Origin of the sequence: Janthinobacterium sp. SUN206, from assembly GCF_030587305.1 — a bacterium.
Classification (GTDB): Bacteria; Pseudomonadota; Gammaproteobacteria; order Burkholderiales; family Burkholderiaceae_D; genus Janthinobacterium; species Janthinobacterium kumbetense.
In genome coordinates this window covers 314,612-331,010 of sequence record NZ_JAPWIB010000005.1, presented here as the reverse complement: position 1 = coordinate 331,010, position 16,399 = coordinate 314,612, and the positions used below count along the sequence as shown (strand labels likewise).

Sequence of the window (16,399 nt, the reverse complement as noted above, 5' to 3'; positions counted from 1 at the left end):
GCAAGCACAAAAATCCCTTTATTAACAATCACTTGCAATCACGCCCTCGGGCATGCGGCGACAGCGCGCAACGCATTTGTTAATACCACTTAAATACCTGTTGACAAGCCATCGGGGCGACAATATAGTGCCTTCAGCTTTTTCGCCGCCCGACAAATAAAAGAACCGAGACAGGCGCAATCAACCAAACGCGGGACTGCACAACATGATCGAATACATAATCGGCGTCGACGGCGGGGGCAGCGGAACCCGCGTACGCCTGGCGCGCCTCGACGGCCAGGAACTGGCGCAGGGACAAAGCGGCCCATCCGGCCTGGGACTGGGCATCGAACGGGCCTGGACGTCCGTGGCGCATGCCGTCACCCTGGCCTTCCGCGCCGCCGCACTGGAACAGCCGCCGCTGCAGCGCATGGCCATCGGCCTGGGCCTGGCCGGCGTGCACAACAAGCAGTGGGCCGCCAGCTTCATCGAACACAATCCCGGCTATGCGGCCGTCGCGCTCGAATCGGACGCCCTGACCACCCTGCTGGGCGCGCATGCGGGCCAGCCGGGCGCCATCGTGGCCATCGGCACGGGCAGCGTGGGCGAAGTGCTGCACGCGGACGGCAGCCGCCATGAAGTGGGCGGCTGGGGCTTCCCGTCCGGCGACGAAGCGGGCGGCGCCTGGATCGGCATGCGCGCCATCAACCATGCGCAGCAGGTGGCCGACGGGCGCGTGCCCGGCAGCGCCTTCGCCACGGCCATCATCGATGCCTGCGGCGGCCAGCGCGACGCCATGCAGGTCTGGCTGGCCGCCGCCAGCCAGACCAATTTCGCGCAACTGGCGCGCCTGGTGCTCGAACACGCGGCCACCAATGCGGTGGCGCGCGCCATCCTGGTGGACGCGGGCCAGCAGATCGCCCTCATCGCCAGGGCGCTCGACCCGGCCGGCGCCTTGCCCGTGGCCCTGTGCGGCGGCCTGGCGGCGCCCTTGTCGGGCTATCTGCCGGCGGCACTGTTGCAACTGGTCGTGCCGGCACAGGGCGACTCGGCCGCAGGCGGCCTGCGCCTGATACGCAAGCACTTGCAGGAGCAATGACCATGCTGGCCAAACTGTCCGCCTTCAAACCCAATCCGGCCAGCGACACGCCGCTCTACATGCAGCTGGCGAACATGCTGTCGGACGGCATCGCCAGCGGCGACTGGCGCGCCAACCAAGCCTTGCCCTCCGAGCGCGTGCTGTCGGACATCCTGGAAATCTCGCGCGTCACGGCGCGCAAGGCCATCGACATGCTGTGCGACCGGGGCATGCTGACGCGCAAGCGCGGCTCGGGCACCTACATCACGCCCAAGCTGGAGCAACCGCTGTCGCGCCTGACGAGCTTTTCGGAAGAATTGCGCCAGCGGGGCTTCACGGCCGGCTCGCGCTGGCTGCAGCGCGACATCGGCGCGGCCGCGCCGCTGGAACTGCTGTCGCTGGGACTGTCGCCGCACATGCCGGTGGCGCGTTTGCGCCGCCTGCGCACGGCCGACGAAGTGGTGATGGCGATCGAAACGACCACCATCCCCGCGCTGTACATGCCGGACCCGCAGCAGGTCACCGATTCGCTGTACGGCTACCTGGAGTCGCGCGGCACCATCCCGATGCGCGCGCTGCAGCATATCCGCGCCGTCAACGCCACGGCGGAACAGGCCAAGCTGGCCAATATCAAGACGGGTGAAGCCATGCTGCACATCACCCGTGTCAGTTATCTCGACAACGGCGCAGCGGTGGAACTGACCCACTCGTATTGCCGCAGTGATTATTATGAATTCGTAGCGGAGTCGCGCAGATGAGCAGCACTATCAAAGGCAATATCCTTACCCCCGGCGGCTGGATCCACGGCGCCATCGCCTTCGGCGAGCGGGTCGACAGCATCACGGGCGATTCGCTCCACCCGTCGGGCAACAGCGACGATTACATCCTGCCCGGCTTTATCGACCTGCACGTGCATGGCGGCGCAGGCAAGGACATCATGGAAGGCGGCGAAGCCGTGTACACCATCGCGGGCATCCATGCGCGCCACGGCACCACCAGCCTGCTGGCCACCACCATGACGGCGCCGCCGGAAGATATCGACATGGCATTGACGGCCATCGGCATCGCCGCCAACCACCGCCGCCCGAACACGGCGCGCGTGCTGGGCGCCCACCTGGAAGGCCCGTACATCAATTCCGGCAAGCTGGGGGCGCAGCCGAACTACGCGCGCGCCGCCAACCTGGCTGAAATCGAGCGCCTGCAAACGCTGGCCAAGCTGCGCGTCATCACCGTGGCGCCGGAAATCGCCGGCCACCTGGACCTGGTGCGCGCCCTGGCCGACGCCGGCGTGCGCGTGCAGATCGGCCACACGCTCGGTTCGTACGAAGATGGCGTGGCCGCGCTGGAACACGGCGCCATGGGTTTCACGCATTTGTTCAACGCCATGAGCGGCCTGCATCACCGCGAGCCGGGCATGGTCGGCGCCGCCCTGGCGCACGCCGAATACGCGGAACTGATCCCCGACCTGCTGCACGTGCATCCGGGCGCCATCAAGGTGGCCCTGCGCGCCATCCCGCGCCTGTACTGCGTCACCGATTCCACCGCCGCCACCGGCATGCCGGACGGCGAATACATGCTGGGCCGCCACGCCGTGCAGAAATGCATGGGCGGCGTGCGCCTGCCCGACGGCACCCTGGCGGGCAGCACCTTGACCCTGGACCAGGCGCTGCGCAACCTGGTGGGGCTGGGACTGGACCTGGCCGACGCGTCCAAGCGCGTGTCGACCAACGCCGCCGATTACCTGGGCCTGGAAGAACGCGGCCGGCTGGCCCCCGGTACTTACGCCGATCTGGTGGTACTCGATCGCGATCTCAAACTCAAAGCTGTGTATATAGAAGGAGAAATCTGTGACCTCAATGATGCTTAAAGAAGCCATTTCCGCCGCCGAATGCGTCGCCCTGCAACTGGCCAGCGACACGGAACGCTACGCGGAACTGGGCCGCAAATTGAGGAGCACCTCGTTCTCGACCGCGCTGACCATCGCGCGCGGCAGCTCGGACCACGCCTGCAACTACGTCGCCTACCTGATCATGGCGCGCCTGGGCCGTGTCGTCGCGTCCCTGCCGATGTCGCTGGTGACGCTGAACAAGTCGCCGCTGGTGACGCGCGACACGCTGGCCATCTCGATCTCGCAATCGGGCCAGAGCCCTGACGTGGTCGAGCCGATCCGCTACTTCCGCGACGGCGGCGCCACCACCGTGGCCCTCGTCAACGACATCGATTCGCCGCTGGCGCACGCCGCCGAGTGGGCCATGCCCCTGCGCGCCGGCAAGGAACAAAGCGTCGCCGCCACCAAGAGCTTCATCACCAGCCTGGTCGCCGGCGCGCGCATGGTGGCGCAGTGGCAGAACGACCCCGAACTGCAGGCGGGCCTGGAAGCGCTGCCCGAAGCGCTGCTCGAAGCGACCCGCGTCGACTGGTCGCCCGCCATCGACGTGCTGGCGCCGGCACGCAACATCATGGTCGTCGGACGCGGCATCAGCTTCCCCGTGGCGCTGGAAGCGGCGCTGAAATTCAAGGAAACCTCGGCCCTTCAGGCGGAAGCCTTCAGCGGCGCCGAAATCAAGCACGGCCCGATGGCCCTGATCGAAGACGGCTACCCGCTGCTGATTTTCGCCACGCGCGGCCCGACGCAAGCCGGCCTGCTGCAGCTGGCAACCGAGATGCGCGGCCGCGGCGCCAAGGTCTTGCTGGCTGCCCCCGCCGACGTGGCCGAGCGCGACCTGACCCTGCCCGTGGCGGCCACGCCGGACCTCGACCCGATCGTCGCCATCCAGTCCTTCTACGTGATGGCGGCCAAACTGTCGGCCGCGCGCGGCATGGACCCGGATGCGCCGCGTCACCTGAGCAAGGTCACCAAAACCAATTAAGCAGCAAGCGGCAGCTGCGCCCCCGGCACGGGGCGCGGCTGCCGTCCGTAGCACCCGAATATAAGCGACGGCAAGGGCATGTACCCGCGCCGCGGACTCATGGACATTGGAGCCACGCGCTCCAGGATAAAAATGACGATCAAGAGACTGTTGGCGGTTGTTGCCTGCGCGGGCCTGCTCGCGCCGCAGGCATGGGCTGCCGAGAAAATCGAATTCTGGACCTTCAGCATGAAGCCCAAGTTCACGCCGTATTTCAATGCGGTGGTGGCGCGCTATGAGGCGCAGAATCCCGGCGTCAAGATCGAATGGATCGACTTCCCGTGGGACGTCATCCAGACCAAGCTGGTCACGCGCATCGTGGCCGGCACGCCGCCCGCGCTGGTCAGCCTGAACGTGCCCTGGGCCGACGAATTCGCGCGCGACGGCTTGCTCACGCCCGTCGATGGCCTGATCGCAGAAGCGCGCGCCAGCTACATTCCCAGCGCCCTGGCGGACTTGCGTTTCAAGGGCGGCACCTACGGTTTTCCCATGTACAGCAATGTCGCGGTGATCGCCTTCAATACCGCCATTTTCAGGCAGGCGGGCCTCGCGCGCGGCCCCGCCAGCCTCGATGAACAGCTGGCGTTCGCGCGCCAGATCGCGCAACGCACGGGCAAGGCCGGCATCGCCCCTGCCCTCTCCAAAATCGACGGCCTGTTCATGCAGCAGGGCCTGGCCGTGATTACCGACAACCGCGCCGTCTTCAATTCGCCGCAGCACGTGGCGCTGGTGCAGAAGCTGGCCGACACCTACAAGGTAGGCGGCCTGCTGAAGGAAAGCCTGTTCGCCGAAGATAACTTCCCCGCCGTGATCGACGCCTACAAGGGCGGCCGCCTGGGCATGCTGCTGGCGCCGCCGACGGCCATGCAGCGCATCCGCGGCGACGCGAAAGACATCTACGCCATCACCGACGTGGCGCCCGCGCCGCTGGGTCCCACCGGCATCGCCGACGGCGGCTGGCTGGTGCACTTCGCCATTCCGAAAGGCGTGCCGGCGCGCCAGTTGCCATCGGTCGGCAAGTTCGCGCGCTTCCTGACGAACGACGAAAACCAGCTGGCGTTCGCGCGCCAGGCCAGCGTCTTCCCCACCACGGTGAAAGCGGCGGCCGATCCGTTTTTCCTCGCCACGCCGACCAACGCGGGCGCGGCCGAAAAGGCGGTCGCCGCCGGCGCCCTGTCGATGGGCCATTCGCGCACCCTGTACGTGGCCGGCATCGACGACTACGACGAGCTGCGCCGCTCGCTGGTGAAAGCCGTCGAGGCGGGCGTGACGGGCAAGCAGGATGTGAAGCAGGCGCTGGACCAGGCCGTCGCCATCTGGAACCGCAAGCTGGCCACCCTGCCGCGCCACTGAGGACACCATGACATTCTCCCACCGCCACACCCTGCAAGCCTGGCTGTTCCTGACCCCCGCCCTGCTGCTGCTGGCCGCCTTTTCCTTCTGGCCCGTCGGCTACGGCTCCGTGCTGGCCTTCACCGACTACAGCCTGATACGCGAAACGCGCTTCGTCGGCCTGGATAACTTCCGCTACATCTTCAACAACGAGATGTTCGTCTCGGGCCTGAAGAATTCGCTGATGTTCCTGCTGATGGTGCCCTTCGTGCAGGTGGGCGCCATCACCCTGGCGGTCTTGGTGAACAACCGCCTGCCCGGCATCCGTCTGTTCCGCGCCGCCTTCTACGTGCCCGTGGTGACGACCGTGTCCGTGGTCGGCATCATGTGGGGCTTCATGTTCCACGAGCAGGGCGCGCTGAACTACGTGATGCTGACCCTGAAACTCGTGAACGCGCCCGTGGGCTGGCTGTCGAACGACAGCCTGGCCCTGTTTGCCGTCATGTTCGTCACCCTGTGGCGCGGCCTGGGCTGGTACATGGTGATGTACCTGGCGGCGCTGCAATCGATTCCGTCGGACATGCCGGAAGCGGCCATGCTCGATGGCGCCAACCGCTGGCAGCGCTTCTGGAAGATCACCGTGCCCATGCTGCGCCCCACCATCATGCTGTGCTCCATCCTGTCCGTGCTGGCGGCCCTGAAGGCGTACCAGGAAGTCGACGTGCTGACCCAGGGCGGCCCGATGAATTCCACCTTCACGGCGCTGTACTACGCGTATGACCAGGGCCTCAAGCACTTGAAACTGCCGCGCGCGCTGGCCGCCAGCTTCGTCGTGTCCCTATTTTGCATCGGCATCGCCCTGCTGTGCCTGCGCTACCTCAAACCCAAGCACCGTTGATCGGGAATGACCATGCAAAAACGTTCCCGCCCCCTGAAAACCCGCCTGCAAATACTGGGCCACTATGCCGTGCTGTGCGCGATCGCCGTCGTCTGCGTCTTCCCGTTCTGGTGGACCCTGGTGACGGCCATTTCCACGGAGGGCAATATCTTCGCCTTCCCGCCCACCTTCTGGCCGAAGGCGCCGTCCTTCGACAACTTCATCGAAGTGTTCAATGCGATCCCGATCTGGTCGTTCTTCAAGAACTCCGTGCTGATCGCCGTGTTCACCGTTTTCTGGAAACTGCTGCTGTGCTCACTGGCCGCGTATCCGCTGGCGCGCCTGAAATTCCGCGGCCGCAAACTGGTATTCGGCCTGATCCTGGCCACGCTGGTGCTGCCGTCGGAAGTGAACTTCCTCGTCAACTTCATCACCATCACGCAAATGAGCCTGGTCGACACCTACACGGGCGTGATCCTGCCCAACGTGGTGACGGCCGTGGCCATCCTGCTGCTCAAGCAGGCGTTCGAGGAAGTGCCGCAAGACCTGATCGACGCGGCCAGGGTCGATGGCGCCTCCGAGTGGGTGATCTTCAGCCGCATCATGCTGCCGCTGATTACGCCATGGCTGGCCACCGTCGGCATCCTGACGGCCGTCGAATCGTGGAATGAATACATCTGGCCGTCGATCGTCATGAGCAAGCCCGATGAATTCCCCCTGTCGGTGGGCGTGCTGTACTTGCGCGGCACCTTCGGCAGCAGCACGCGCGTGATTGCGGCCGGCACCCTGATCACCATCGTGCCGACCCTGCTCGCCTTCCTGTTTACCCAACGCTTCTTCATGCGCGGCATGGACGGCGCAGTCAAATGAAAACGTCTCTCGATAAGGAAGCCTCCATGCACGACAAGCGCACCAACATTGGCAAACGCAGCCCGATTTCCTGGGTGCCGACCTTGTACTTCGCCCAGGGCCTGCCGTTCTACGCCGTGGCCCTGGTGGCCGGCCTGATGTTCAAGAGCATGGGCGTGCCGAACGACCAGATCGCCCGCTGGACGGGCCTGATCGGCTTTGCCTGGGTCTTCAAATCGCTGTGGAGTCCCTTCCTGGAACTGGCATCGAGCAAGAAGACCATGGTGGTGCTGTTCCAGTTCGCCGGTGGCCTGAGCCTGGGCCTGATCGCGCTGGCCCTGCAAACGCCGCTGTGGTTTGCCGCCTGCATCGCCGTGCTGTTCGTCGCCGCGCTGGCCTCGTCCACGCACGACATCGTCTGCGACGGCCTGTATATCGCCAGCCTGTCGGACAAGCAGCAGGCGGCCTACGCGGGCTGGCAAGGCGCCTTCTTCAACGCGGGCAAATTCATCTCGCTGGGCGGCCTGGTGATCCTGGCCGGCTACCTGGAGAAAAAAATCGGCATCAAGCCCGCATGGTCGGTGATCTTCCTGATCATCGGCGCCATGATGCTGTCGCTGGCCGCGTACCACCTGTGGGCGCTGCCGCAGGTGCGCAATGCGACCGTGGCCGACAAGAGCGTGGCCGGCATCAGCCGCACCCTGTGGGACGTGCTGGTGGACTTCCTGAAAAAGCCTGGCATCTGGGGCATGATCGCCTTCATCATCCTGTTCCGCGCCGGCGAGGCGCAAGTGCAGACCATCGGCCCGCTGTTCCTGCGCGAAGCGCGCGAACTGGGCGGACTGGGCCTGTCGACGACGGAAGTGGGCGCCGTGTACGGCACGGCCGGCACCGTCGCATTCCTGCTGGGCAGCATCGGCGGCGGCTACTTCACGTCGTGGCTGGGCCTCAAGCGCGCCATGTTCTTCCTGATCCTGGCCATGAATTTGCCGAACCTGGTGTTTTATTACCTGAGCCACAGCATGCCCACCGATTTGACCCTGATCACGGCCGCGCTCAGCGTGGAGATGTTCGGCTATGGCTTCGGCTTCGTCGGCCTGATCCTGTTCATGATGCAGGTGGTCTCCGTCGGCAAGTACCAGACGGCCCACTATGCGTTCGCCACCGGCGTGATGCAGCTGGGCTTCGTGCTGTTCAAGATGATCAGCGGCGACATCCAGACGGCGCTCGGCTACAAGACTTTTTTCCTGTGGGTGCTGGTGTCGGCCGTGCCCGTATTGATCCTGTCGCGCTTCATGCGCATCGGACCGAAGGATGCCTCCGGCCAGACTGACACGGGCGCCACGTCCGCGCCGGCCAGCGCCAGCTAGGATAGAACCACTTCATGGCACATATCGCGTTAAAGAACATCGTCAAGCTGTACGACGACAAGCACCCGGTCATCCACGGCATCGACCTCGATATCCGCGACGGCGAATTCGTCGTCTTCGTGGGGCCGTCCGGTTGCGGTAAATCAACCCTGCTGCGCATGATCGCGGGGCTGGAAGACATCACGGACGGCGAGCTGCATATCGGCGGCAAGCTGGCCAACGATATCGCGCCGGCCGAGCGGGGCCTGGCCATGGTTTTCCAGAGCTACGCCCTGTACCCGCACATGACGGTATTCGAAAACATGGCCTTCGCCCTCTCGCTGGCGGGGCACAAGAAGGCGGAGGTGCGCGCCGCCGTCGAGCGCGCAGCCGAGATCCTGCAGATCACGCCACTGTTGAAACGCAAGCCGAAGGATCTGTCGGGCGGCCAGCGCCAGCGCGTAGCCATCGGCCGCGCCATCGTGCGCAAGCCGCAAGTATTCCTGTTCGACGAACCGCTGTCGAACCTCGACGCCTCGCTGCGCGTGCAGATGCGCGTGGAAATCTCGCGCCTGCACCAGGAATTGAAGACGACCATGATCTACGTCACGCACGACCAGGTCGAGGCGATGACCCTGGGCGAGCGCATCGTCGTCTTCAACGGCGGGCGCATCGAGCAGGTGGGCAGTCCGCACGCGCTGTATAACAATCCCGGCAACCTGTTCGTGGCCGGCTTCCTCGGCGCGCCGAAGATGAACTTCATCGCTTGCGCAGCCGTCGCCAGCGGCCCCGGTTCGGTGGCCGTGCGCCTGCCTGGCGGCGCCGTGATCGACGTCGAAGCGCAGGGCGGGAGCGTGGCGCCGGGCGACCAGCTGACCCTGGGCGTGCGCGCCGAGCACGTCGTCCTGCAGGACGGGGACGCTGCAGGCGACAACGTCATCGACGCGGCCGTCAGCCATGTCGAATACCTGGGCGACGTGGCCATCGTTTACGCCAGCATGCCGGGCGTGACCGAGATGCTGGCCGTCAAGCTGCCGGCCGAGGAAGGCTTGCGCCAGGCGGGCGACGCCATGCGCCTGCATCTGCCGGCGCAGCGCTGCCTGCTGTTCGATGCCGCAGGGCAAGCCCTGGCGCGCACGTTTGCCGCACCCGCTCAGCCGTTTATGTGACAATAGCCGCTTCGTATCATGCCGCTTCTGTTTGACTTATGCAGGCAGACTGGCAGAATGTGTGTTTTTTCGAGCTTCCTTGCCCCTCTGGCAATGCCACTGCACGATGTTGCGGCTGCCAGTGCAGGTGCGTATTTTTGTTATTGATTGAAGGATTGACCATGTCCCAATTCCGTCTTGCCCGTCTTAGCCTGCTCCTGGCCGCCATCGGCCTGAATGTCCTGCCATCCCTGTCGCACGCGCAGGATGCCAAGCCAGCCGCCGCCGCTGCCGCTCCGGCCGACTCGGTGCGCCCTGAAGTGTTCAAGCTGCTCGATCCGACCGCCGTGAAGGCATCGATGGATGCCAAGAATTACGCCGACGTGCAAAGCCGCATCGACCAGGCTGCCGCCATGCCGGCCCTGACGCCGTATGAAACGTTCGTGCTGAACCGCCTGCGCGTGGCGCTGGCCTCGACCACCAACAATGCGCCTATGGCCATGACGGCACTGGAAGCGGTGATCGAATCGGGCAAGCTGGACAAGAAATCGGAAGGCGACTTCATCCAGGCGCTGGCGAACTATCACTACAACGCCAAGGATTACCCGAACGCCATCAAATGGTTCACCCGTTACCAGACGGCAACGGGCGACGTAGCCTCCGTGCGTCCCTACATCATCCGCGCGTATTACTTCAGCAATGATTTCGCGCGCGCCAAGCAGGAACTGATGGCCGACGTGACGGCCAAGCAGCAAGCGGGCAAGACGCCGACCATCGAAGAACTGCAATTGCTGGCCAACACGGGTTCGAAGAGCAAGGATCCGGCCACCTACCTGATCGCCATGGAAAACCTGGTGCGCTACTACCCGTCGGATGATTACTGGAGCGACCTGCTGGGCCGCCTGCAAGGCAAGGCCGGTTACTCCGACCGCTTCGCGCTGGACGTGCTGCGCCTGCAATTCAAGGCCGTCGACACCATGCCGCCACAGGACTACAGCGACATGGCTGAAATCGCCTTGCAAAACGCCTTCCCGACGGAAGCGAAAAAAGTCATCGACGCCGGCTTTGCCAAAGGCGTGCTGGGCACGGGCGCGAATGCTGCCAAGCACAAGAAACTGCGCGACCAGGCCAACAAGGCTGCCGCCGACGATGCGAAAAACATCGCCAGCGGCGAAGCGTCGGCCATGAAGAGCAAGGATGGCACGGGCTTGATCAACCTGGGCTACGCCTTCGTGACGATGGACCAGTTCGACAAAGGTATCGACCTGATCCAGAAAGGCATCGCCAAGGGCGGCCTGAAACGTGCTGAAGACGCCAAGCTGCGCCTTGGCTATTCCTACGCCATGGCCGGCAAGAAAGACGACGCCATCAAGGTCCTGGAAACGGTCAAGGGCGGCGACGGCGTGGGCGACCTGGCCCGCTACTGGATCCTGTGGCTGAACCGTCCTGCCACGGCAGCGGCGGCGGCACCGGCAGCAGCGGCACAGTAATTCCTGCGCCCTCAAGCAGACGCAAGGCAGTTCCCGGCTCAGGCCGGGGCTGCTTTTTTTTCGACTATCCACCCAAGAATGGGTATCGTCGCCCTGGCCACGCGGCATGGGCTGACGTCAAGTTTCAGACCTTGATATAGATCTTGCGCTTGTCCATCGCGTAGGCGATCAGCCAGCACAGCAACATGAAGCTGACGGCAAACAGCATGGATCCCACGCGCGCCGGCGCCCAGCCCGTAAACCACTGCTGGTACAGCCACTGGTACAGGTTACCGCTGCCGATGCGCACGGTAAACGCAATAATCACCAGCACTTCCGACACCAGGTAGATGAACAGGGTGTTCTTGCCGAAGACTTCAAAGAAGTAGGTCCAGCCCGTCATTTGACGCACGTCAATGATGAACATCAGCAGCGCCAGCAGCAGCAAGTCCAGGCCGATGCCCAGCATCACGTAAGAGCTGCTCCACAGCTTCTTGTTAATCGGAAACACTTCATTCCAGCACAAAGCCACCGCCACGCAAATGGCGCCGGCCACGGCCAGCTGATACAAGCTGGAGCGCAGCCGCGCCGGCGTCGCCTGGCGCAGGAAACTGCCCGCCAGGTAGCCGGCGATCACGTTGACGATAGCCGGCAAGGTGCCGAGGACGCCTTCCGGATCGAAGGCGATGCCTTCGCCGTGGTATAAATGGCTGTCGCCCAGCAGGATCAGGTCCAGCTTGGCCGGCGCATTGCCGTGCAAGCTGTAGTCGCCAAAGCATGCCAGGATGGCCCAGTAGCCGAGCAAGGCGCAGGCGCTGAAGGCCAGCGCGCCCCGCGTCTTCCAGTAATGCAGGATCAGCGCGGCGGCCAGGTAGCATACGGCGATGCGCTGCAGCACGCCGGGGATGCGCGTGTGCGACAGGGGCGACCAGGCGAACTGGCCCGCGTCGTCGATCTTGAAGAAGGGGAACCAGTACAGCAGGAAGCCCAGTAAAAAGATCAGCGCGCTGCGCTTGCACAGCTTGGCCAGCACGGCGCCATGGCCCAGGTTTTCATACTTGCCCAACGCAAAGGCCAAGGCATTGCCGACGACAAACAAAAAGCTGGGAAAGACCAGGTCCGTCAGAGTAAAACCATGCCATTCGGCATGCAGGAACGGGGCATACACGCTGCCCCAGTCGCCAGGCGTATTGACGACGATCATCAGGGCCACGGTCAGGCCGCGCAAGACGTCGAGGGCGAGGTAGCGTTGAGGTGCAATAGTCATGATCAAACAAATCCAAATGAGAAAAACCGCCTTCCTGCTTGCGGCAAGGAGGCGGCAAAAAACCTTGCGCCGCAGGATACAAGCTTGGCAGCGCAAGTCATGCTGGCAACCGGCGGGGACAGCCCAGGCATGAACAAGCCAGAAGCCGCCCAGCCGGTGAGCGCAAAAAAAAAAGCAAGCCCCTGAAGCAGGAACTTGCTTGAAAGACCGAGGAAGACCTGGCCTGACGCGGACGCATCAGGCCTGATCGTCTTGCTTACAGCTTGCCGCGCAAGCCCAGGTAGAAAGTACGGCCATTGCTATAGAAAGCGCGTGGCTGTTCCTTGTTTTCGGCGTACATCTTGATGGTTTCATTGGTCAGGTTAAGCGCATCGAACGTGATCGTGAAGTGTTCGTTGATCTTGTAGTTGAGCGAACCGGCCAAAGAGCTGCTGTCGTCGACGTGCTGGCTGGCGCCACGGTCCACGCCGGCCTTGTAAGCCGAGCGATAGTTATAGGCCAGGCGCGCGCTAAAACCATGTGCTTCATAGAAAGCGGTCAGGTTATAGGTATTTTTTGATGCATTCAGCAGTTCACTGCCATCGTTCAACTTGCCATCGGCATAGGTGTAATTGGCCAGGACGCCGAAATCACCCAGCACCGGTTGCTGGTAGCTCAACTCGACACCCTTGTTCTTGCCCTTGGTATTGAAAGACTCGGTAATTTGATACAGGTTGTTAGCGCCGACCTTGGTGTTGAAATAGGTCGCATTGACGTTGCGCTGTGCCACGATCGAGTTCAAATCCATGTAGAAAATACCGGCCGACACCGCCGATTTCGGTGCGAAATACCACTCGGCACTGACTTCGGCATTATTCGAGCGCACCGGATTGAGATTCACATTCCCCTTGGTGCCGCTGATGGTATCGTCATTCAGCGCAACAGCGCCACCCAATGCGCTATAGTCGGGACGCGCAATGGTCTTTGCCAGGGCCGCGCGCACGACGATATCGCGGTTGACATCAAACTTGATGTTGGCGCTAGGCAGGAAGTCATTGTAGCTGCGCTCGTAGGTGTTTTGCGAGTAATCGCCAAATGCCGTGGAGAGCGGGCCACCGCTGGAGTTGACCGTCGTCGTTTGCTTGGTGTGCACGGCACGCACGCCGAAGTTACCACTCCAGTTATCGCCAGCCACATTGGCCATGCCGTACACGGCCTGGGTTTTTTCTTGCAGTTTGAACTCATCCTTCCAGTTATGGCGCACCACGCGGTCCACGTTGCGGTTGCCTGGCACGGCACCCCAATTGGCCAGCGCCTGGCCATCGTACAGGAAGTAATTGTTTGGCACGTTTCCACCCAAATTGTTACCATAATTGCCTGGGAACATGGTGCCATTCCAGACGGGACCTGGATTGATAAAACCTAACTTGCCAGGGCCGGCTTCATACGGGTGCTCGGCGCTACGTTTATGATCAGTGAAGCGTGCGCCAAACTTGATGGAATCCCAGATGCCGCTCGACAGGCGCAATTCGCCATCGATCTGCGTGTAGAGTTCCTTGTCGACCGATTGCGATTCGCCGCCGCCGATCCAGCCGGTTCCCTGTGGCGAGGAAGTATTACCACCTGGATAGGAAACGGTCGCCGGGTTCATGCCGTTGAGTGCATACGCCATGCCGCCATTGACATTGTTTTGATAATAAACATCGTCGCGGTCGTAACCCACGCCGTGGGTCTTGCCCAGCTTCCCGGTAAAGGTCAGGTCCTTGCTCGCGCGGTACTTGAAATTGAAATCGAGATAGTACGTCTCGCCGCCGGCATCGGGACGGTAGGCATTGTCTACTTCCCCAGCATTGGAGGCGAACGTAGCGCCGACCAAGGTACCGTTCTTGACGGTGTAATTCGTCGGAACAAGGTTCGAACGATCCGCACGGACCGAATTGCCGGGCGCTGCCAGGAAATTGGTATTCTGGTTAGGCGCCTTCAACTGGGAGTAGAAGCCGTTAAAGTCCAGGGTCAAGTCTTTGTTGGGCTTGAATTCGACGTCAAACGCGCCGCCTTCACGCGTTTTCTTTTGGGTGAAATAGCTCGCGCCAATAAACGTAGGCACCCGCACGCCGACCAAGGACGGATCGGCCTTGGCCGCCGCGCTATCCGCAGTGATGCTGGTGTAGCCCAGGATTTCCTGGCCATCGCGGCGTACCGACGTCTTTTGCGAGAATCCCTGCAGCATGACGCCCAGGGTATTGGTATCATTTTTCCAGTTCACCAGACCGGAGAATTGCGGTTCTGTTTTGCTGGACAGGTCATTGTAGACAGCCTGGATCGAACCTTCGGCCGTGATCTGGTTCTTGAATTCCAACGGACGGCGCGTAATCACATCGATCGCACCGGACACGCCGCCTTCCACCAGATCAGCGGTGGCGCTCTTTTTCACCACTACCGAGCTCACCAGCTCGGACGGCAGCAAGGAGAAGCTGCTGCTGCGGCCCACGTTGCCACCGTATTGATTCAAGACAAACCAGTCGCCCGTGCTGATGGCATGGCCGTTGAACAGGGTTTGCTGCAGGCTGGGGCTGGTGCCGCGCAGGCTGACGCGGTCGTTTTCGCCGAAGCCGCCTTCACCACCGGCCGACGATTGGGTATTCACACCTGGCAGGCGCTGGATCGCGTCAGCCACGTTACGGTCAGGCATCTTGCCGATATCTTCGGCCGTCACCACTTCCACCACGGAATCCGCATTGCGTTTTTGCTTCAGCGACTTTTCCAGCGAGGCACGCACGCCGGTCACGGTGACGGTCGTCACGTCGTCGGCGGGTGCTTCTTGCGCCTGCGCCGAAAAAGCCAGACCAGCGACCATCACGGCAACGGCCGCGGCGATCGGCGTACGGCTACGCGATCCGGATTTCACGACGGCAGCTGCAGGTGTCAAATTGCGTTTCATGTACTCCCCCTTGATTTAGGCTCCAGGATTGGAACCTTTTCATTTTTAACGTAGGTCTTCTTTCCAGCCCGCCCACTCACGCCGGCATGCTGCAGACCCTTCGGCACAACCACTTACAAAACCAATTCAACGCCAATATACTACTATCCAATACCAGAACACTACCAGTTGCAACTTTTTTTTTATAACGTTGTTTGAATCACACAGACCACTTTATCTAAATCAATCCGTAGCCCGTATGCGCGGCTTAAATACGGGGGAGGCCAGGCATAAATTGTTGGCCTGATAATTCAAATTGGTTTTATAACGGCCTTTTTTGGTATTATCCAGCGACACAAAACAGATACAGAGCGCGTCTGCAACGCGCCGTAACGGAGACCCTCAGCGTATGACAACCCTCGCTCACATCATGCAAGGCCTGGGGCAGACGAGTAGCCTGCCCCTGTACCAGCAACTGCAGCGCGCGCTGCGCGAAGCGATCGACAAGCGCATCCTCGGCCCCGAGGAAGCCTTGCCGGCCGAACGCCAGCTGGCCAGCGACCTGTCCGTCTCGCGCATCACCGTGCGCAAGGCCATCGATGGCCTCGTCAACGAGGGCTTGCTGGTGCGGCGCCCCGGCTCGGGCAATTTCATCAATACGCGCATCGAGAAAAACTTCGCCAAACTGACCTCGTTTTCCGAGGACATGCGCGCGCGCGGACGCACGCCCCGCAGCGTGTGGCTCAAGCGCGCAGAAGGCACCGTCACGCCGGAAGAAGCCTTGCGCCTGCGGCTGTCGCCGGGCGCGCCCGTGTACCGCTTCCACCGCATCCGCTATGCGGACGAGGTGCCGATGTGCCTGGAATACGCGACCATCGTCGCCAGCTGCCTGCCGAACCTCGACGCTGTCGATATCTCCATGTATGACGCGCTGGAACAGGCGGGCAACCGGCCCGTGCGCGCCTTGCAGCGCCTCAGCGCCTTGTTGTTGACGGGGGAGCAGGCCAGCCTGTTGCAGGCGGAGGAAGGCGACGCGGGCTTGTCGGTGGAAAGGCTGGGCTTTTTGCGCGATGGCCGCGCCGTGGAATTTTGCCGCTCCTACTTCCGCGGCGATATGTATGACTTCGTGGCTGAATTAAGTACCAATTAATACCGGATGCGCGAATTTCTCAATACCAGATAACACCACTTATTGCAGTGCAATATATATGCCGGTATCCCACCTATAATATGCACGGCAATG

13 protein-coding genes are annotated in these 16,399 nt (G+C 62.5%); 11 read left to right on the top strand and 2 right to left on the bottom strand.

Annotation, left to right across the window (positions count from 1 at the left end; genetic code table 11):
* Nucleotides 1-205 precede the first annotated feature (205 nt).
* The 10 genes from O3300_RS24765 to O3300_RS24720 all read left to right on the top strand — a co-directional run bounded on the left by O3300_RS24765 (nucleotide 206) and on the right by O3300_RS24720 (nucleotide 11,011).
* Nucleotides 206-1,078: a BadF/BadG/BcrA/BcrD ATPase family protein gene (locus tag O3300_RS24765; RefSeq protein WP_289906252.1), complete on the top strand. Its 873-nt coding sequence runs from the start codon at nucleotides 206-208 to the stop codon at nucleotides 1,076-1,078.
* A gap of 2 nt (nucleotides 1,079-1,080) precedes the next feature.
* A complete protein-coding gene (locus O3300_RS24760; RefSeq protein WP_070282815.1) occupies nucleotides 1,081-1,815 on the top strand; it encodes a GntR family transcriptional regulator in 735 nt (244 codons plus the stop codon).
* Nucleotides 1,812-2,924: an N-acetylglucosamine-6-phosphate deacetylase gene (nagA, locus tag O3300_RS24755; protein WP_099665200.1), complete on the top strand. Its 1,113-nt coding sequence runs from the start codon at nucleotides 1,812-1,814 to the stop codon at nucleotides 2,922-2,924. The genes O3300_RS24760 and nagA overlap by 4 nt, the downstream gene beginning before the upstream one ends.
* The gene (locus O3300_RS24750; RefSeq protein ID WP_071079063.1) at nucleotides 2,914-3,927 is read left to right on the top strand and encodes an SIS domain-containing protein; all 1,014 of its coding nucleotides are present in this window, start codon (nucleotides 2,914-2,916) and stop codon (nucleotides 3,925-3,927) included. Before nagA ends, O3300_RS24750 begins: the two co-directional genes overlap by 11 nt.
* Before the next feature lie 132 nt (nucleotides 3,928-4,059).
* Entirely contained in the window at nucleotides 4,060-5,319 is a 1,260-nt protein-coding gene (locus O3300_RS24745; RefSeq protein ID WP_305054395.1) for an ABC transporter substrate-binding protein, read from the top strand.
* Nucleotides 5,320-5,326: 7 nt separating this feature from the next.
* Nucleotides 5,327-6,196 (top strand): carbohydrate ABC transporter permease, encoded by an 870-nt coding sequence (locus O3300_RS24740; protein ID WP_305054394.1) that lies wholly within the window; start codon nucleotides 5,327-5,329, stop codon nucleotides 6,194-6,196.
* A gap of 12 nt (nucleotides 6,197-6,208) precedes the next feature.
* Nucleotides 6,209-7,045 (top strand): carbohydrate ABC transporter permease, encoded by an 837-nt coding sequence (locus O3300_RS24735; RefSeq protein ID WP_251349902.1) that lies wholly within the window; start codon nucleotides 6,209-6,211, stop codon nucleotides 7,043-7,045.
* Between the two features lie 26 nt (nucleotides 7,046-7,071).
* Nucleotides 7,072-8,394, top strand: coding sequence for an MFS transporter (locus O3300_RS24730; RefSeq protein ID WP_305054393.1), 1,323 nt, complete (start codon nucleotides 7,072-7,074; stop codon nucleotides 8,392-8,394).
* Nucleotides 8,395-8,408: 14 nt separating this feature from the next.
* Complete coding sequence (locus O3300_RS24725; protein WP_305054392.1) at nucleotides 8,409-9,542, top strand: ABC transporter ATP-binding protein; 1,134 nt, start codon at nucleotides 8,409-8,411, stop codon at nucleotides 9,540-9,542.
* A gap of 161 nt (nucleotides 9,543-9,703) precedes the next feature.
* A complete protein-coding gene (locus tag O3300_RS24720; protein WP_099665204.1) occupies nucleotides 9,704-11,011 on the top strand; it encodes a hypothetical protein in 1,308 nt (435 codons plus the stop codon).
* A 124-nt stretch (nucleotides 11,012-11,135) separates the two neighbouring features.
* Here the strand turns inward: O3300_RS24720 and O3300_RS24715 are convergent, their stop codons facing one another.
* Together O3300_RS24715 and O3300_RS24710 are read right to left on the bottom strand one after the other, a co-directional pair.
* On the bottom strand, nucleotides 11,136-12,257 hold the full coding sequence (locus tag O3300_RS24715) for an acyltransferase family protein (RefSeq protein WP_305054391.1): 1,122 nt from the start codon (nucleotides 12,255-12,257) through the stop codon (nucleotides 11,136-11,138).
* 256 nt (nucleotides 12,258-12,513) lie between these two features.
* On the bottom strand, nucleotides 12,514-15,177 hold the full coding sequence (locus tag O3300_RS24710) for a TonB-dependent receptor (protein ID WP_099665205.1): 2,664 nt from the start codon (nucleotides 15,175-15,177) through the stop codon (nucleotides 12,514-12,516).
* Nucleotides 15,178-15,565: 388 nt separating this feature from the next.
* Here O3300_RS24710 and O3300_RS24705 point away from each other — a divergent pair, with 388 nt between their 5' ends.
* Nucleotides 15,566-16,306 carry a GntR family transcriptional regulator gene (locus tag O3300_RS24705; RefSeq protein ID WP_034781815.1) on the top strand — a complete coding sequence of 247 codons (741 nt, stop codon included), beginning with the start codon at nucleotides 15,566-15,568 and terminating at the stop codon, nucleotides 16,304-16,306.
* Nucleotides 16,307-16,399: the final 93 nt, after the last annotated feature.